Genomic DNA, 18,930 nt, shown 5'->3' with positions numbered 1-18,930 from the left:
TACTTTTGCGAGTCGAAATATCAAACTGTGAATAATAACAAAAAGAATCATATAAAATGGCAGAACAAAAGAATCAGAACGAACATCTGAACGTAGAAGATGCACTGACACAATCGGAAGCATTTCTTATCAAGTACAAAAACGCAATTATTGGCGGTGTTGTTGCTGTGATTATTATTGTAGCAGGTTTTATCATGTACAAAAACCTCTATGCTGAACCACGTGAAGAAAAAGCACAGGCAGCTCTTTTCAAAGGACAGGAATACTTTGAACAGGATGCTTTTGAACAAGCTTTGAACGGTGACAGCATCGGTTATACAGGTTTCCTGAAAGTTGCTGATGACTACAGCGGAACAAAAGCTGCCAATTTGGCAAAAGCTTATGCTGGTATTTGCTACGCACAACTTGGCAAATATGAAGAAGCAGTGAAGATGCTGGACAGCTTCAATGGAAAAGACCAAATGGTTGCTCCGGCAATTTTGGGTGCTGCAGGTAACTGCTATGCACAACTTGGCCAATTAGACAAAGCGGCTTCTACTTTATTGTCGGCAGCAGACAAAGCTGACAACAACACATTAAGCCCGATCTTCCTGATACAAGCTGGTGAAATCCTGGTAAAACAGGGAAAATATGACGATGCTGTAAACGCTTACACTAAGATCAAGGATAAATATTTCCAATCTTATCAGGCTATGGACATCGACAAATATATCGAGCAAGCTAAATTGATGAAAAAATAATATACCATCTATTATATAAGGAAATCGAGGCACGGATTACACCGGATTAAGCGGACTATCTATTAAAACCGTGGAATCCGTGAAATCCGTGCCTTTCTTCTTAAATCTCTCATACTCTCAAATCTTCATTTTATAATTCTCAACTTTTAATTAACTATGGCAACAGCTTACCATAACTTATCCGAATATGATTTCAATTCCGTTCCGAATGCAGAAGCAATGAAATTTGGTATCGTCGTATCCGAATGGAATTTCAATATTACCGGTGCTTTACTGAAAGGCGCAGTCGATACATTAAAAAAACATGGAGCAAAAGACGAAAATATTCTGGTGAAAACTGTACCGGGAAGTTTCGAACTTACTTTTGGAGCCAACCAAATGATGGAAAATTGCGATCTTGATGCAATTATTGCAATTGGTTGCGTAATTAAAGGAGATACCCCACATTTTGATTATGTTTGCATGGGAGCAACCCAAGGAATTACCGAATTAAACGCAACTGGCGATATACCAGTCATTTACGGATTAATTACCACAAATACAATGGAGCAAGCAGAGGATCGTGCCGGTGGCAAACTGGGTAACAAAGGAGATGAATGTGCAATTACTGCAATAAAAATGATCGATTTTGTTTGGAGTTTAAATAAATAGTTGTATCTTTGCACCGCAATTGAGAAACAAACCTCCTCAAAAGCAAAAAAGGGCAAATACCAGAGTGGCCAAATGGGGCAGACTGTAAATCTGCTGTCTTTCGACTTCGGTGGTTCGAATCCATCTTTGCCCACAAAAATTGCGGAAGTAGCTCAGTTGATAGAGCATTAGCCTTCCAAGCTGAGGGTCGCGGGTTTGAGCCCCGTCTTCCGCTCTCCAAAGAGAATCTGAGAAATTAGATTCTCTTTTTTTGTTTTATTTTAGACCGCTAAGCTTATGAAAAATTCTCCGGTACAATCGCATGTACTCCGACTAGCACATCCCCCTATCCCCACTGTCCACATCGGGATTATAGGACTGGGCAATCGAGGATTGCTCACCTTACAACGTTATCTGCAAATTGAAGGAGTAGAAATCAAAGCTCTTTGTGAAATAAGAGAAGGAAATCTAAGTAAGGCCCAACAACTATTAAAAGAAGCCGACCGTTCCGAAGCCACCGGATATACCGGAGTGGAGGGATGGAAGAAGATGTGCGAATCGGATGAAGTAGATTTAATATTCATCTGCACCGACTGGTTAATGCATACTCCAATGGCAACTTTCGCAATGGAATGCAATAAACATGTAGCTATTGAAGTTCCGGCTGCTATGAGCGTGGAAGAATGTTGGCAATTGGTAGACACTGCAGAAAAAACCAGGCGACACTGCATCATGCTCGAAAATTGTTGTTATGATCCCTTTGCACTAATGACTCTCAACATGGCCCAACGAGGATTGTTCGGAGAAATCATGCATGTAGAAGGAGCCTACATTCACGATCTTCGTTCAATGTACTTTGCCGAAGAGAGCGAAGGCGGCTATCACAACCATTGGGGAAAAAGATACAGCATCGAACATACAGGCAATCCTTATCCCACTCATGGGTTGGGCCCCGCCTGCCAGATACTGGATATTCATCGCAGTGACAGAATGGAATATCTCGTGTCCATGTCTACTCATCAGGCAGGAATGAGCGAGTATGCCCGCAGACTATTCGGCGAATATTCACCGGAAGCCCACCAGAAATATCAATTGGGAGACGTAAACACCACTCTTATCCACACGCTCAAAGGGAAGACAATCATGCTTCAATACGACATATCCACCCCACGTCCTTACAGCCGCCTTCAAACAGTATGCGGCACACTGGGATTCGCCCAAAAATACCCTGCCCCCTGTATCGCCCTAGATCCTAATGGAGACACTCCACTTGAAGGAGAACTGCTAGAAAAAATGATGGCACGCTATAAACATCCTTTTAACGCAACCATTGGCGAAGAAGCACATCGCAGAGGCCTACCCAATGAAATGAATTATGTTATGGATTACCGCCTTATTCATTGTCTGCGCAACGGGCTTCCACTGGATATGGATGTATACGATGCAGCCGAATGGTCGTGTATCACAGAACTAAGTGAAAAATCTGTACTGAATAAGAGCATGGCAGTAGAAATACCGGATTTCACCAGGGGAGCCTGGAAAAAATACAAATACTAGGTTCTATCAGAAGTACAGACGAAGTAGGTAGTTTACCCCAACAGGAGCAGTAAACGTTAAGCAATTCTAAAAAGGTGACTTCTTTTTAGGAAGAGCCTTTTTATGGCATGTCTTTTATATGTATTTGACATCACATAAGCCTACACAAAATCAGGTAGAAAAAGTCAGACTCATCTTTTACCTCATAATAGAAACTTTTATGATGAAAATATCGATTATAAATATAAATAGTTGGCTAATTAATTACTATTTTTGACACGTAAATGAAAAACATCGAATAACCCCTATTAAAAACTTTAAAATATGATGAAGAAACTATTTACAGTCACGGCTATCGGCTTGGCTTTGTTAACTTGGCACACCAGTTGTACTCTACAACCAAAGGCTCCCGAAGCCTTTACTCCTATCAAAGTAGAAACTCCTGCCCGCCCTGCCGGACAAGAAGATGTAATCCAACTCGTTACTCCTAAAATTGATACCGTTCGTGTCGGTTTCATCGGATTAGGAATGCGTGGTCCTGGTGCCGTGGTACGCTGGACCCATATCCCGGGAACTAAGATTGTAGCATTATGCGACCTGCTTCCCGAACGTGTTGAAAAATCACAAGAAATTTTGAAGAATGCCGGACTTCCTGAAGCTGCTTCTTACAGTGGCTCGGAAGAGGCATGGAAGCAACTTTGTGAACGGGACGATATTGATCTGGTATACATAGCCACCGACTGGAAACATCATGCAGCAATGGGTGTTTATGCCATGGAACACGGTAAGCATGTAGCTATCGAAGTTCCTGCCGCCATGACACTGGATGAAATCTGGCAGCTAATCAATACTTCCGAAAAGACACGTAAGCATTGTATGCAGCTCGAAAACTGCGTATATGACTTCTTTGAACTGACTTCTTTAAATATGGCACAACAAGGCGTATTCGGAGAAGTACTTCATGTAGAAGGTTCATATATCCATAATCTGGAAGATTTCTGGCCTGAATACTGGAATAACTGGCGAATGGATTATAATCATCTACACCGCGGTGATGTATATGCTACCCATGGCATGGGCCCTGCTTGTCAGGTACTTAATATCCACCGTGGTGACCGCATGAAAACATTGGTATCGATGGATACGAAAGCTGTCAACGGACCGGCTTATATTAAGAAACAAACAGGAGAAGAGGTGACTGACTTCCAGAATGGTGACCAGACTTCTACCCTGATTCGCACAGAGAACGGTAAAACAATGTTGATTCAGCACAACGTAATGACTCCACGCCCATACAGCCGTATGTATCAGATAGTGGGAGCCGATGGTTACGCAAGCAAATATCCGATTGAAGAATATTGCCTGCGACCTTCACAAGTTGATTCAAAAGATGTGCCTAATCATGAGAATCTGAATGCACATGGTTCTGTACCTGAAAACGTAAAAAAAGCCTTGATGGATAAATATAAAGATCCTATTCATATAGAGTTGGAAGAAACAGCCAAGAAAGTAGGTGGACATGGTGGTATGGACTTTATCATGGACTACCGTCTGGCATATTGCTTGCAGAATGGACTGCCATTGGATATGGACGTTTATGACCTGGCAGAATGGTGTTGCATGGCTGAACTTACCAGACTTTCTATCGAGAACAATTCAGCTCCGGTAGAAGTACCCGACTTCACTCGCGGCGGATGGAATAAAGTACAAGGCTACCGTCACGCTTTTGCAAAATAAAACAGCATATTTCCTTTTAGCACGAGCATAATGAACCAATCCGGCTTCTCCTCTAAAGCCGGATTATTCATGGGTTCGTGTTTGAACATTTTATAGATTATCATAATCACGTTTATGAAAACAGCTATTCCAAAGCCTTCTAAGCAAAGCATTATCCGTGAAGCCAGAGATTATGTAATGATTGCCATCGGCATGATTTTGTATGGTATCGGTTGGACCGTTTTTCTGTTGCCTAACGATATCACCACCGGGGGAGTACCGGGTATTGCTTCTATCGTATATTGGGCCACAGGTTTTCCGGTACAATATACGTACTTCAGCATCAACTTCTTCTTGCTACTACTGGCCCTCAAGTTGCTGGGACTAAAGTTTTGCATCAAAACTATTTTTGGTGTATTTACCCTCACCTTCTTTCTGTCCGTCATTCAAAAATTGACGGCAGGTTTCGGGCTTCTCCACGACCAGCCCTTTATGGCATGTGTCATCGGAGCATCCTTCTGTGGAGGCGGCATAGGTGTTGCTTTTTCGGCTAATGGAAGTACGGGAGGTACAGATATTATTGCAGCCATCATCAACAAATACCGGGACATCACATTAGGAAGAGTCGTGCTCATCTGCGATATGATTATCATTTCTTCCAGTTATTTTGTCTTAAAAGACTGGGAAAAAGTGGTGTATGGGTTTGTAACTCTTTATATTTGTAGTTTCGTTCTCGACCAGGTAGTGAATAGCGCCCGTCAATCCGTACAGTTCTTTATCATATCCAACAAATATGAAGAAATAGGACGGCATATTAACGAATACCCACACCGGGGAGTAACGATTATCAATGCAACCGGCTTTTATACAGGACGAGAAGTTAAGATGATGTTTGTATTAGCCAAGAAAAGGGAATCGCCTATCATCTTCCGGTTAATAAAAGACATAGACCCGAATGCATTTGTATCGCAAAGTGCTGTCATTGGAGTATATGGAGAAGGATTCGATCATATTAAAGTAAAATAAAAAAGAAATGAAAAACCAATATTGAGAAACATGAAATTTCGACCAACCCCCAACTTATTAACAGGCATTTTCATGGGAATATTTTCCCTGACAACACTTAGTACAATGGCTGAGAAAGCCGTGAAACCTTATTGGCAGGACGTGCAGGTAGTTGAAGTTAACAAAGAGTATCCACGTACTTCTTTTATGACATACAACAATCGCGCTGATGCCTTGAGTGGCAAGTTCGAACGAAGCAAGTATTACCGCTTGCTGAACGGAACCTGGAAATTCTACTTTGTAGACTCTTATAAAAAACTTCCCGAAAACATTACCGATCCGAACACCAATACAGATTCGTGGGATGATATTCAGGTGCCCGGCAACTGGGAAGTACAAGGACACGGAATAGCCATCTACACCAATCATGGTTATGAATTCAAACCGCGCAATCCACAACCTCCTACTCTTCCCGAAGCCAATCCGGTAGGAGTTTATCGTCGGGACATCGATATTCCGGCAGACTGGGACGGGCGGGATATCTACTTGCATTTGGCAGGAGCTAAGTCCGGCGTATATGTATATATCAACGGACAAGAAGTAGGATATAGCGAAGACTCCAAGAATCCGGCAGAATTTCTTATCAACAATTACGTGAAGCCGGGAAAGAACGTACTTACAGTTAAAATCTTCCGTTGGAGCACCGGTTCCTATCTTGAATGTCAAGACTTCTGGCGTATGAGTGGTATTGAACGCGATGTTTTTCTGTATTCACAGCCTAAAGCAGCTCTCAAAGATTTCCGAATTAAGTCTACGCTGGACGACAGTTACAAAAATGGAATCTTCGGTTTAAATGTCGATTTGAGAAATCACGAAAAGGCTGCAACTAATCTTATATTAGTTTATGAACTATTAGATGCACAAGGAAAAGTTGTAGCTACTGAAGAGAAGACAGCCTATATTCCATCGAACGAAGTACGTACACTTTCTTTCGATAAGAATCTGACAGATGTCAGCACATGGACCTCCGAACATCCGAATCTATACAAACTGTTGATGACAGTAAAAGAGAATGGCAAAATCAATGAAATCATTCCTTTCAATGTAGGATTCCGCCGGATTGAGATCAAGCCTATCGAACAGAAGGCTGCTAACGGAAAACCGTATGTCTGCTTATTCATCAACGGTCAGCCTCTGAAACTGAAAGGGGTAAATATCCACGAACATAATCCGTCAACAGGTCATTATGTTACAGAGGATTTAATGCGCCGTGACTTCGAACTGATGAAACAACATAACTTAAACAGTGTACGCCTTTGCCACTATCCGCAAGACCGCCGTTTCTATGAGCTTTGTGATGAATACGGACTTTATGTATATGATGAAGCCAACGTGGAAAGCCACGGAATGTATTATGATCTCCGGAAAGGCGGTTCACTGGGTAACAATCCCGAATGGCTGAAACCGCACATGGATCGTACCATCAATATGTTTGAACGTAATAAGAATTATCCGAGCGTTACATTCTGGTCGCTGGGAAATGAAGCCGGAAACGGATATAATTTCTATCAGACTTATTTGTGGTTGAAAGAGGCAGACAAAGATCTGATGGATCGTCCGGTCAACTACGAACGTGCTCAATGGGAATGGAACTCCGATATGTATGTTCCGCAATATCCGGGTGCCGACTGGCTGGAAAATATCGGAAAGAATGGTAGCGACCGTCCTGTAGCTCCTTCGGAGTATGCACATGCCATGGGAAACTCCACGGGAAACCTGTGGGGACAATGGCAGGCAATTTACAAATATCCGAATCTCCAAGGTGGATATATCTGGGACTGGGTAGACCAAGGTCTTCTCCAAAAAGATAAGAATGGAAGAGAATACTGGGCCTACGGAGGTGACTTCGGCGTAGACGCACCTAGCGATGGTAACTTCCTCTGCAACGGTCTTGTCAATCCGGATCGTGGTCCGCATCCGGCAATGGCTGAAGTGAAATATGTACATCAGAATGTAGGTTTTGAAGCAGTAGATGCCGCAGCCGGTATATTCAAAATCACCAACCGTTTCTATTTCACTAACCTGAAAAAATATCAGATTCACTACAATGTACTTGCTAACGGAAAGACAATAAAAGGTGGAAAAGTATCTTTGGATATTGCTCCGCAAGCCTCTAAAGAATTCACCGTACCGGTAAATGGTCTGAAAGCCCAACCGGGAACAGAATATTTTGTCAACTTCAGTGTAACAACCACAGAGCCTGAACCGTTGATTCCAACCGGATATGAAATTGCATACGACCAGTTCCAACTTCCTATCCAGGCAGAGAAGAGTATATATAAAGCAAACGGTCCGGCATTGAAAACAACGATTCAAGGAGATGAATTAATCGTTTCTTCCTCCAAAGTAAACTTTGTATTCAACAAGAATAGCGGATTAGTAACCTCGTATAAAGTAGATGGTACAGAATATTTCAAAGACGGATTTGGTATTCAGCCTAACTTCTGGCGTGCTCCTAATGATAATGACTATGGTAACAGCACTCCTAAACGTTTGCAGGTATGGAAACAATCAAGCAAAAACTTCCGCATAACGGATGCCACCATGACAGCAGAAGATAAAGCAGTCTCCTTAAATGTAACCTACTTACTGGCTGCCGGCAACTTGTATGTTGTCACTTACAAAATCTATCCGAACGGAATAGTTAACGTAAATGCCAAATTCACATCAACGGATATGCAGCCTACAGAAACAGAAGTTTCCGAAGCTACCCGCATGGCTACATTTACTCCCGGAAGTGATGCTGCCCGCAAGGCTGCCTCCAAACTGGAAGTCCCCCGTATCGGTGTGCGTTTCCGCTTGCCGGCACAGATGAACAATGTACAATACTTTGGCCGTGGCCCGGAAGAGAATTATATCGACCGCAATCACGGAACGCTCGTTGGCGTATATAAGACAACAGCGGATCAAATGTACTTCAACTATGTGCGTCCACAGGAAAACGGACATCACACTGATACCCGTTGGATCGCTTTATCTCCTAATAAAGGAAACGGCCTGGTGTTGGTAGCGGACAGTCTTATCGGTTTCAATGCCTTGCGCAACTCTATCGAAGACTTTGACTCTGAAGAAGCTCTGCCCCACCCTTACCAATGGAATAACTTCAGCCCGGAAGAGGTTGCCAATCACGACGAGAACGCTGCCCGCAACGTATTACGGAGAATGCATCATGTCAACGACATCACTCCCAGAGATTTCGTTGAGGTTTGTGTAGATATGAAGCAACAAGGAGTAGGCGGATATGACAGTTGGGGTGCTCGCCCGGAACCTTTCCACCAGATCCCGGCTAACCGTGATTACCAGTGGGGCTTCACATTAGTACCCGTTCGCTCGGCTAACCAGGCCAACGAAGCTGCTAAATATGATTATCGATAACCTTAGTATAAATTTTTAAAGAAAAAAAACATGAAAGATTTATCTAGCATCGTAGCTAAATTTAAAGTCCAAGGTACGATAGAAGAAATCAAACCTTTGGGTGCAGGACTTATCAACGACACTTATAAAGTAAACACCAAAGAAGCAGATGCTCCCGACTATGTTTTGCAACGCATCAATCATGCCATTTTCCAGAATGTAGAAATGCTTCAATCCAATATTAGCGCTGTTACCAATCACATTCGCAAGAAACTGACGGAAGCCGGAGAATCGGATATAGACCGCAAGGTGTTGAGTTTCCTCGAAACAGAAGAAGGTAAAACATACTGGTTTGACGGTGACAGTTATTGGCGTGTGATGGTATTCATCCCACGTGCAAAAACGTATGAGACGGTAAATCCCGAATATTCCAATTATGCAGGAGAAGCCTTCGGTAACTTCCAGGCTATGCTGGCCGATATTCCGGAAACATTGGGTGAAACCATACCCGATTTCCACAACATGGAGTTCCGTCTCAAACAACTACGTGAAGCCGTTGCGAAGGATGCTGCCGGACGGGTAGCAGAAGTGAAGTACTATCTGGATGAAATAGAGAAACGCGCAGATGAAATGTGTAAGGCTGAACGTTTATATCGTGAAGGGAAACTTCCCAAACGCGTTTGCCATTGCGATACGAAAGTGAATAACATGATGTTCGACGAGGATGGTAAAGTGCTTTGTGTCATTGATCTGGATACGGTAATGCCTAGCTTTATATTCTCCGATTATGGTGACTTCTTACGTACAGGTGCCAACACAGGTGATGAAGACGACAAAGACCTTGATCGTGTAAACTTCAATATGGAAATATTCAAAGCATTTACCAAGGGCTATCTGAAAGGAGCCAAATCATTCCTGACTCAGATCGAGATTGAGAATCTTCCTTATGCGGCGGCTTTATTCCCATACATGCAGTGTGTACGGTTCCTGGCAGATTATATCAACGGAGATACTTATTATAAAATCAAATATCCGGAACATAACCTCGTTCGCACCAAAGCACAATTCAAATTACTTCAAAGTGTGGAAGCAAACACACCGGAAATGATAGCGTTCATCAACGAATGCTTATTAAATTGAGAATGCTCCATTTTTCCAATGGTAGACTACAGGGCGGCGGAGAAACGGTTTCAGTTTCTCTGCTGTTTCTTTTGACATATAGTCGGGGGTTGTTAACGTAAGTGTCAGTTCCGTATTTTCTTTATTAAAATCGGCTTTCATCAATAGCATATCTGCCGAACGGCGTGCTTCATCAAACTCATAAACTCCTGCTGAATCGGGAGCATTCAGAAAATCATCCATCAGGGGCAGGGTAATAAAGAGAGATGTTGTAAGCGGTTTCCAGTCGTCCGTATAGAAATGGATGCTGCTATCACAGGCAGGAGCACAAACAGTAGAGACTGTACAGATTACGTTCGTTGAATCATTTAATGCCAACACTTTCATCTGCCAGGTCGATTGAGCTGACATTTGCATACGGATATAGTCTTTGCTAAGATCAGTCATCTCCGACTTCTTGCCAAAACGGTTTTCTACTTGCGCTTTCATCTTACTTTCCAGAAAGTCTATGCAATCTTCACGATTCACTTTTGTAAGCAAGGGGCTTAGAGAATCCGGCATATTCACAAACAACGTTTTGGCCTCTTGTGCCTGAAGAGCAGTCGAAACAAAAAGTCCGACAGCAGAGAAGAATATAGTAATAACAAGTTTATTTATTTTCATATCTATCTTATTTAACCTATGACAAACAGTCTTGTGTAACTGTTTTAACTTTTAGACCCCAAATATAAGAATATCATTCCGATTAACACCAGTATAAGGTCAATCGCTTTGCTTTTTAAATTCTTTTCACGGAAGAAAAGCGCACCGAAAGTAAAAGAAACAACCACACTTCCCCGACGGACCATCGAAACGATAGAAATCATCGAATCATCGTAACTTAATGCGTAAAAGTAAACAAAATCGGCAGCAGAAAGGAAAATGGAGATCAGGATAATCGTCCAATCCCAGCGGAACGGAGTAGTGGACTTTCTTTTAGGCCACCAAAGCAACAACAGGATAGGACACATGATAAACACCTGATAAACATTATACCAGGATTGCACCAACATCGGATTCAGAGACTTCATCAGATATTTATCATACAAACCACTGATAGCACCTGTAATGGCAGCCAGTACAATAAAAAAGATCCATTTGTTATGCTTAAAATCAATTCCTTCTTTCTTTCCCGAACGGCTCAACATAAAGAAAGAGGCAATGGCCAGCATCACACCAATCCATTGATAGAGATTCAATCGTTCACCGAATACCAGCATAGCTCCCACGAGCACCATCACCGGACGGGTGGCATTGATAGGTCCTACAATGGTTATGGGCAAATGTTTCATTCCGAAATATCCGAATATCCACGAAGACAATACGATGAACGACTTGATGATAATATATTTATGCTGTTCCCAACCAGCAACGGGAACATTGAATATTGTTCCTCCCAACAAGTCCGGTTGATAAACGGATATCAGGATAAACGGTAGAAAGATGAGACTGGAAAAGAATGTATTTAGAAACAAAACAGGAAGTACTGCATTATCTTTCAACGATTTCTTCTTGAATACATCATAAAAGCCCAGCAAAGTAGCCGAGAGGAATGCTAATAATAACCACATGAGAATATTTATTATTTACTAATTACCAATTATAAGTTATCAGCGACAGACGGTTCGCCAGTTATAGATGATTGCTGGTCATCACATTCAAATATACTTTCCGGGTATTCCACGTTGACCAGAAACAGGGCTTGCCCCGGAGCAGATGTCCCGGCTTTGCAACGGTCCTGCTGTTCTATAATCCGCCGGAAACCTTCAACAGTCAGTTTCCCGCGTCCCACTTCAATGAGCGTGCCTACAATGGCTCGCACCATATTCCGCAAGAAACGGTCGGCACGAATGGTAAACACCCAGGTAGCATCTTCTTCCTGCGTCCATTCTGCATGAGTGATATGACAAATATTGGTCTTTACATCCGTATGAAGTTTACTGAAACTCGTAAAATCGTTGTACTCGAAAAGGATACGCGCTGCTTCGTTCATGCGTTCATAATTCAACTGGTTATAAAGACGCCAGCGATATTGCCTGTTAAAAGGATATTTCGATGTCGTCACATAATATTTATAAGTTCGCGCAGTCGCATCAAAACGGGCATGGGTATCCGGCCGAACCCGGCAAACACGATAAATGGAAATATCGGGAGGTAGCAGACGATTTAATTTATCAGTAACAGAAGTAGTATCCAACAGTTCATCGGAATCAAAATGAGCAACCATCAGAGAGGCATGCACTCCCGCATCCGTCCGGCCTGCTCCTATTACTTCAATTTCGCGACGCAGAAAGGTAGACAATGCCTTCATCAGACATTCCTGCACACTAATCCCATTCGGTTGAATCTGCCAACCGTGATAATTGGTTCCGTCGTAAGCCAAATAAATAAAATACCTTTGCACGCTAATTCCTCTTTTTTAGGGTTTTCGCGCGCAAAAGTAGTCATTTTATCTCATTTATCTTTGTATAATTCGCATAAACCTGTATATTTGGAGAACAAAATAATCATGATTCACTAATACCTCACAATTATGAGTAGTACCATTTTCCTTATTATTGCCCTTGTGACAACAGGAATATTTGTAATCCAATTCGTTCTATCCATCTTTTTCGGAGACATAGATGCAGATGTAGACGTAGATGCTGACATCAGTAGCGTAGTTTCTTTTAAAGGACTAACTCATTTTGGAATCGGATTCGGCTGGTACATGTATTTAGCGGGAAACACTGAAATTCAAAGTTATGTCATCGGAATTCTGGTGGGTCTTTTCTTTATTCTCGCTGTGTGGTTTCTCTATAAGAAAGCTTATCAACTGCAACAAGTGAATCATTCTGAACAGACAGATCAACTTGTGGGACGAGAATGTACCATCTACTTCAAGCAAAGCGACAGCAAATATACTGTACAGACCACCCGGGACGGAGCCATGCGTGAAGTAGACGTCATCTCCGAATCCGGAAAAACATACCAGACTGGAGACCGAACAATCATCACCAGTTACAAAGACGGAACACTGTTCATTCAATAACTATTCAAATACATAATTTTATGACACAAGAAATGTTGATAATGGCTGCTATATTAGTGGCAGTCATTTTGCTTACCTTCATTGGTATCCTTTCCCGTTACCGCAAATGTAAGAGTGACGAGGTACTCGTCGTATATGGTAAAACGGGAGGAGATAAAAAGTCGGCAAAACTATACCACGGTGGTGCAGCCTTCGTATGGCCTATTATTCAAGGCTACGAATTCCTGTCCATGAAACCCATGCAGATCGAATGTAAACTGACCGGTGCGCTATCCGCTCAGAATATTCGTGTAGATGTGCCGACTACAATCACCGTAGCCATCAGCACAGATCCCGAAGTGATGCAGAATGCCGCAGAACGTATGCTGGGTCTGACGATGGATGACAAGCAGAACTTAATTACTGATGTTGTATATGGTCAGATGCGTATGGTGATCGCCGATATGACTATCGAAGAGTTAAATTCTGACCGGGATAAGTTCCTGGCTAAAGTGAAAGATAATATTGATACTGAACTTCGCAAATTCGGTTTGTATCTGATGAACATCAACATCAGTGATATTCGCGATGCTGCCAACTACATTGTCAATTTAGGTAAGGAAGCTGAAAGTAAAGCACTGAACGAGGCACAGGCTAACATCGAAGAACAGGAAAAGCTGGGTGCTATCAAAATTGCTAATCAAATAAAGGAGCGTGAAACAAAAGTAGCAGAAACCCGCAAAGATCAGGATATTGCTATTGCAGAAACCAAAAAACTACAGGAAATCTCCGTTGCAAATGCAGATAAGGACAGAATCTCACAAGTAGCCATTGCCAATGCAGAAAAAGAATCACAAGTAGCAAAGGCTGAAGCTGAAAAGAATATCCGTATCGAGCAGGCAAATACAGAAAAAGAAAGCCGTGTTGCCGAACTAAACTCGGATATGGAAATCAAACAGGCGGAAGCTGCCAAGAAAGCTGCCATCGGACGAAATGACGCACAGAAAGAGGTAGCACTCTCCAATGCAGAACTAGCTGTAACACAAGCTAATGCCGATAAGCAAGCAGGTGAAGCTGCCGCAAAATCGGAAGCTGCCGTACAAACTGCACGCGAAATTGCGCAAAAGGAAGTGGAAGAAGCTAAGGCACGGAAAGTGGAATCTTCATTGAAGGCTGAAAAAATTGTTCCTGCGGAAATCGCCAGACAGGAAGCTATCCTGCAAGCAAATGCCATCGCTGAAAAGATTACCCGCGAAGCGGAAGCACGCGCAAAGGCTACTTTAGCACAAGCCGAAGCGGAAGCAAAAGCTATCCAATTGAAACTGGAAGCAGAAGCGGAAGGTAAGAAGAAATCATTACTTGCGGAAGCAGAAGGTTTCGAAGCAATGGTAAGAGCAGCTGAATCGAATCCAGCTATCGCTATCCAATATAAGATGGTAGACCAGTGGAAGGAAATCGCCGGCGAACAGGTGAAGGCGTTCGAACACATGAACTTAGGAAATATCACTGTATTCGACGGAGGAAACGGTGGAACTAGCAATTTCCTGAACACATTAGTAAAGACAGTAGCTCCGAGCCTTGGCGTATTGGACAAGCTTCCTATCGGTGAAACAGTGAAGGGTATTATCAATCCGGAAAGCAAAACGGAGGAAAAGCCTGCAACAAAAGCTGACGAGAAAAAAGATAAGAAATAGTTGTAATCCAACATAATATACGCTGATGAGAAAAGCATGATTACTTGTTCTCATCAGCGTTTGTTTTTTATATATAACTCGAATAAATCTTCTTTGAACATTCCGGATTTATTACGTTCTTTATGTTACATAAAATATGTAATAAGTCGTGAAGCCATATCGCTCATTCTTTGTATACAATTACAATAATCCCGGAATGTCGCGCCACTAGAAATGATTTTGCAAAATCATTTCTCATATTCTCATAATCCATAGAATAATTACCTGTAATTCAAAGCAATAGCACTATGAGAAATACTTTTCAAAAAGCTGTTTCTCATAGTATTTTGCCTGAAATGTCATAAAAAACCGGTATTTCTCATACTTTCATCATGCATTTCTCATACCGGGGCTGCTATATAATACCTACATAATAAATGTCAACCCAACCCGAAGATAAGAAAAAAGGCAGTCAACTATTATCAGGGTATTACAGTTCCCGGTAGTCCCATATATTATGGGAAAAGATTCCCTAGCTGGAGGGAATTTATTCCCTTATTTTGCGGGAATAAATTCCCATAATATAAAAGAATACTTTCCCACAATATGTGGGACTACCGGAACTAACGGATATACTTACCCAAGATCATAGTATTCTATATATTCGTCAAATTGAGGCGTTTCTGTAACTCCCCGCCTGCGGAAAAGTCCCTGTATGTATTCCTGCTCCTTCGGTTTAATCAGCCGCTCCTTGTTGCAACAACGGTAATAGATCGTTTTGCCAAAGTAGGCTATCATCTGTCGTTTGATAACGGTGGCATCAGCAAGCGGCACCCGATCCAGCAAATGTTTCATACCCCGTGCAAACAACACCGGCTTTTCATCAATAAAGTAAGTGCAGTCTACACCATCGGAAGTGACATGTTCGGGATTAATAACCATTACAGCAGCCCGCTCTTTCGGCATTCGGAGAGTTACTTGTCGCCGCAAACATTTGTCCGCACGCAAACAATGTCCATTCAAGCAATGAGCGAAGCTAACGGGCATAGAATTGTAATCGAAATCTGTTTTCATGTGTGTTATGTTTAGTGGGAAAGTGGCCTATTTTTATAAACCGCTACAAATGTATGAAAATAGCTGGAGGACAGGAAATAAATACACTATTTACTCCAACATATCGATAAAATCTTTATATTTGCCTCCAACGTCAACACAGGAACTTATAAGACTATATCTCTCCTGCAAAACTATAAAACAAAATAATCATGAAAACAAAACATTTACTTGGAGCACTACTTTCATTCCTCTGTACAATTATCTTTTTTAGCTGTGGCAATAATAATGAAGAAAAGATATATCCTTTATCCTTTGAAAAAGAGTATTACGAACAACCTTTATTAAGAGCAACAGATATTACCATTAGAGGTGGAAACAGAGACTATACCGTGACTGTAGAAGAAACTGATATTTTAAGCATCGATGTAGATTTATCCAGCTCAATAGGAATGGGAAGTTTAAAAGTTACCCCCAAAAAGAAAGGAGAAACAAAGGTGAAAGTAAAAGATAATATCACCAACGAAATAGTTGAATTAAAAATTAAAATTATAGACAGTTATTTGGCATACGCAATAAAAGAAAGTAATCATCCGGCACTGTCCAATGGCACTGTGGTCTATTTGATTAACAATGAATCTAAAGATTGCTATTTCTTCCGATATAGCGACTCCAAAAACGAACTATCCCAAAATCCGATAGCCAAAGGAACATACGATTTTTCAGTCAAATTAGAAAATGGTTTCGGCAACTCATCTCCTACATACGCCATACCTTATTTAACATTAAATTATGCATCTGACGAACAAGGAAATTTCACGGATGCATCAACCCCTCCCACCCCTCACAAATTAAGATTTGAACTATTTGATGGAGTTACAAGTGTAAATGCAGTTATCAATCTTATACAAAGATATTTAAAGGTAGATTGGGAGCAACTGATTAACAAGGCTCTTACTAGAAGTGACTATTTGATAATACCAACGCTGAAGACAACAATAGATAACACGGACTATACCATTATAGGCACTCTTGATACCCATCCGGAAATACCGGAAAATATTTTAGAGTGACCCGTAAAAGATATGAGGCGGAAAATAATGCAAAGCATAGAATGTATGAAAAAATAGCGTATATTTGCGGGCAAAAAATACAAAATGACTACTTACAAGCTTCGCATATTACCGCTATTTTTACTTGTTATTGGGCTTACAACGCTTACTTCAAGCTGCAAAAAGAAAGACATGTCACTGAAATTGAACAAGCCGCACAATATTCGTGGCGTTGTCAGTTACAAACGTTCTTTCCCTGATTTGAACGATGCACATCTGGAAGTCGCTAAAAAGATAGGTATTAGCCCGCTGGCAGACCGAGAGGAAGCGGAAGCAATGAAAGAAAAGTTGACTCATATCACTGATAATGAATTTTATGCAGTGGATTCATTGACACATTCCATTCCCTACCTCGTTCCACGTGCCAGCGCATTGCTCGATACAATCGGCTCCAACTTTCTCGATTCATTGGCTGCCAAAGGGCTGAATCCCAATCAGGTAATCATCACCTCCGTACTACGTACTGAAAACGATGTGAAACGTCTCCGCCGTCGCAATGGAAATGCCTCCGCCAACTCGGCACATTGTTTCGGGGCTACTTTTGATGTTAGTTGGAAACGTTTTAAGAAAGTGGAAGATAAAGACGGTCGCCCTATGCAGGACGTGAGTGCCGACACACTGAAACTTGTTCTATCCGAAGTTTTAAGAGATCTACGACAAGCTGAAAAATGCTATATCAAATACGAACTGAAGCAAGGTTGTTTCCATATTACTGCCCGATGAACGGAAGATGAATGTAAATTGCAGTAAAATTCACCTCCAAACAATCAGAGAATCCAAAACGTTTCATTAAATTTGCAGAAATTTTTCTTTAATACAACTTAATGATAGAGAAGCTGATTGTTCTTGAGGACATTGATCCGGTTATTTTTTACGGCGTAAACAACGCCAACATACAGTTAATTAAAGCTTTATATCCAAAGCTACGCATAGTTGCCCGAGGCAATGTCATCAAAGTGCTGGGCGACGAGGAAGAAATGTGTGCTTTCGAAGAAAATATCACCAAACTTGAAAAGTACTGCGCCGAATATAATTCACTGAAAGAAGAAGTTATCATTGACATTATAAAAGGAAATGCGCCGCAAGCGGAACAGACAGGAAACGTGATTGTGTTCAGTGTCACAGGAAAACCTATCATCCCCCGAAGTGAAAACCAGTTGAAACTGGTAGAAGGATTCGCCAAGAATGATATGGTATTTGCCATCGGTCCGGCAGGTTCGGGAAAGACATACACCGCTATCGCCCTCGCCGTACGTGCATTGAAGAATAAAGAAATCAAAAAAATCATCCTTAGCCGCCCCGCCGTAGAAGCCGGAGAAAAGCTCGGTTTCCTGCCCGGCGACATGAAAGATAAGATCGACCCATACCTGCAACCTTTATACGATGCCCTGCAAGATATGATACCTGCTGCCAAGTTAAAGGAATACATGGAATTGAACATTATCCAGATTGCCCCGTTAGCCTTTATGCGCGGACGCACGCTGAATGATGCGGTCGTCATTTTGGACGAAGCCCAGAATACTACCACACAGCAAATCAAAATGTTCCTCACCCGTATGGGTATGAACACCAAAATGATTGTGACGGGAGACATGACACAGATTGACCTCCCCGCTTCACAAACATCGGGATTGGTGCAAGCTCTCCGCATCTTAAAGGGAGTGAAAGGTATCAGTTTTGTTGAACTGAATAAAAAAGATATCGTACGCCATAAACTGGTGGAACGTATCGTGGATGCTTACGAAAAATTCGACAAAGAAGCGAAAGCCGAACGGGAGAAACGGAAAAACGAACAACTGGTTATCAACGGCGAACGTCCGGTGAAACTGGCCAAAGACTAATCGTCTTTAGATTCGGAATCCTATTGCGACTTGTTATTTGTA

The 18,930-nt window shown here is 41.9% G+C and carries 16 protein-coding genes and 2 tRNA genes; 14 read left to right on the top strand and 4 right to left on the bottom strand.

What is annotated here, in order from left to right; genetic code table 11:
• Positions 1-56: 56 nt before the first annotated feature.
• From HMPREF9010_RS04455 to HMPREF9010_RS04495, 9 genes are all read left to right on the top strand, one after another.
• The gene (locus tag HMPREF9010_RS04455; protein WP_004301767.1) at positions 57-740 is read left to right on the top strand and encodes a tetratricopeptide repeat protein; all 684 of its coding nucleotides are present in this window, start codon (positions 57-59) and stop codon (positions 738-740) included.
• Between the two features lie 156 nt (positions 741-896).
• A complete protein-coding gene (gene ribH, locus HMPREF9010_RS04460; RefSeq protein ID WP_004301766.1) occupies positions 897-1,391 on the top strand; it encodes a 6,7-dimethyl-8-ribityllumazine synthase in 495 nt (164 codons plus the stop codon).
• A 50-nt stretch (positions 1,392-1,441) separates the two neighbouring features.
• Positions 1,442-1,524, top strand: a tRNA-Tyr gene (locus tag HMPREF9010_RS04465).
• A gap of 8 nt (positions 1,525-1,532) precedes the next feature.
• Positions 1,533-1,605, top strand: a tRNA-Gly gene (locus HMPREF9010_RS04470).
• A 62-nt stretch (positions 1,606-1,667) separates the two neighbouring features.
• Positions 1,668-2,927, top strand: a complete 1,260-nt coding sequence (locus tag HMPREF9010_RS04475; RefSeq protein WP_008650863.1) for a Gfo/Idh/MocA family protein — start codon at positions 1,668-1,670, stop codon at positions 2,925-2,927.
• A gap of 306 nt (positions 2,928-3,233) precedes the next feature.
• The gene (locus tag HMPREF9010_RS04480) at positions 3,234-4,643 is read left to right on the top strand and encodes a Gfo/Idh/MocA family protein (protein WP_008775474.1); all 1,410 of its coding nucleotides are present in this window, start codon (positions 3,234-3,236) and stop codon (positions 4,641-4,643) included.
• Positions 4,644-4,757: 114 nt separating this feature from the next.
• Positions 4,758-5,648 carry a YitT family protein gene (locus HMPREF9010_RS04485; RefSeq protein WP_004301761.1) on the top strand — a complete coding sequence of 297 codons (891 nt, stop codon included), beginning with the start codon at positions 4,758-4,760 and terminating at the stop codon, positions 5,646-5,648.
• Positions 5,649-5,720: 72 nt separating this feature from the next.
• Positions 5,721-9,062 carry a glycoside hydrolase family 2 TIM barrel-domain containing protein gene (locus tag HMPREF9010_RS04490; RefSeq protein WP_008775473.1) on the top strand — a complete coding sequence of 1,114 codons (3,342 nt, stop codon included), beginning with the start codon at positions 5,721-5,723 and terminating at the stop codon, positions 9,060-9,062.
• A 30-nt stretch (positions 9,063-9,092) separates the two neighbouring features.
• The gene (locus tag HMPREF9010_RS04495; protein ID WP_004301757.1) at positions 9,093-10,181 is read left to right on the top strand and encodes a phosphotransferase enzyme family protein; all 1,089 of its coding nucleotides are present in this window, start codon (positions 9,093-9,095) and stop codon (positions 10,179-10,181) included.
• Here the strand turns inward: HMPREF9010_RS04495 and HMPREF9010_RS04500 are convergent.
• From HMPREF9010_RS04500 to truA, 3 genes are read right to left on the bottom strand one after another with little or no spacing between them, the layout of a single operon-like run.
• On the bottom strand, positions 10,173-10,823 hold the full coding sequence (locus tag HMPREF9010_RS04500; protein WP_004304571.1) for a DUF3256 family protein: 651 nt from the start codon (positions 10,821-10,823) through the stop codon (positions 10,173-10,175). The genes HMPREF9010_RS04495 and HMPREF9010_RS04500 overlap by 9 nt on opposite strands.
• 44 nt (positions 10,824-10,867) lie before the next feature.
• Complete coding sequence (locus HMPREF9010_RS04505) at positions 10,868-11,770, bottom strand: DMT family transporter (protein ID WP_004301754.1); 903 nt, start codon at positions 11,768-11,770, stop codon at positions 10,868-10,870.
• A gap of 29 nt (positions 11,771-11,799) precedes the next feature.
• The gene (gene truA, locus HMPREF9010_RS04510) at positions 11,800-12,603 is read right to left on the bottom strand and encodes a tRNA pseudouridine(38-40) synthase TruA (protein WP_004320895.1); all 804 of its coding nucleotides are present in this window, start codon (positions 12,601-12,603) and stop codon (positions 11,800-11,802) included.
• 129 nt (positions 12,604-12,732) lie between these two features.
• Here truA and HMPREF9010_RS04515 point away from each other — a divergent pair, with 129 nt between their 5' ends.
• Positions 12,733-13,230, top strand: a complete 498-nt coding sequence (locus HMPREF9010_RS04515; RefSeq protein WP_008650860.1) for a hypothetical protein — start codon at positions 12,733-12,735, stop codon at positions 13,228-13,230.
• A gap of 20 nt (positions 13,231-13,250) precedes the next feature.
• On the top strand, positions 13,251-14,903 hold the full coding sequence (locus HMPREF9010_RS04520) for a flotillin family protein (RefSeq protein WP_004304550.1): 1,653 nt from the start codon (positions 13,251-13,253) through the stop codon (positions 14,901-14,903).
• Between the two features lie 615 nt (positions 14,904-15,518).
• On the opposite strand, the gene HMPREF9010_RS0124720 is transcribed toward HMPREF9010_RS04520, so the two are convergent.
• Positions 15,519-15,956: a DUF6078 family protein gene (locus HMPREF9010_RS0124720; RefSeq protein ID WP_004304549.1), complete on the bottom strand. Its 438-nt coding sequence runs from the start codon at positions 15,954-15,956 to the stop codon at positions 15,519-15,521.
• A 191-nt stretch (positions 15,957-16,147) separates the two neighbouring features.
• Here HMPREF9010_RS0124720 and HMPREF9010_RS04525 point away from each other — a divergent pair, with 191 nt between their 5' ends.
• From HMPREF9010_RS04525 to HMPREF9010_RS04535, 3 genes are all read left to right on the top strand, one after another.
• Positions 16,148-17,008: a hypothetical protein gene (locus HMPREF9010_RS04525; protein ID WP_004304548.1), complete on the top strand. Its 861-nt coding sequence runs from the start codon at positions 16,148-16,150 to the stop codon at positions 17,006-17,008.
• An 84-nt stretch (positions 17,009-17,092) separates the two neighbouring features.
• On the top strand, positions 17,093-17,770 hold the full coding sequence (locus tag HMPREF9010_RS04530; RefSeq protein ID WP_004301742.1) for a DUF5715 family protein: 678 nt from the start codon (positions 17,093-17,095) through the stop codon (positions 17,768-17,770).
• A 101-nt stretch (positions 17,771-17,871) separates the two neighbouring features.
• Positions 17,872-18,888: a PhoH family protein gene (locus tag HMPREF9010_RS04535; RefSeq protein WP_004301740.1), complete on the top strand. Its 1,017-nt coding sequence runs from the start codon at positions 17,872-17,874 to the stop codon at positions 18,886-18,888.
• Positions 18,889-18,930: the final 42 nt, after the last annotated feature.

Origin of the sequence: Bacteroides sp. 3_1_23, from assembly GCF_000162555.1 — a bacterium.
GTDB lineage: Bacteria > Bacteroidota > Bacteroidia > Bacteroidales > Bacteroidaceae > Bacteroides > Bacteroides ovatus.
Note: the sequence above shows the minus strand (reverse complement) of the source record. Positions and strands in the feature narration are given on the sequence as shown.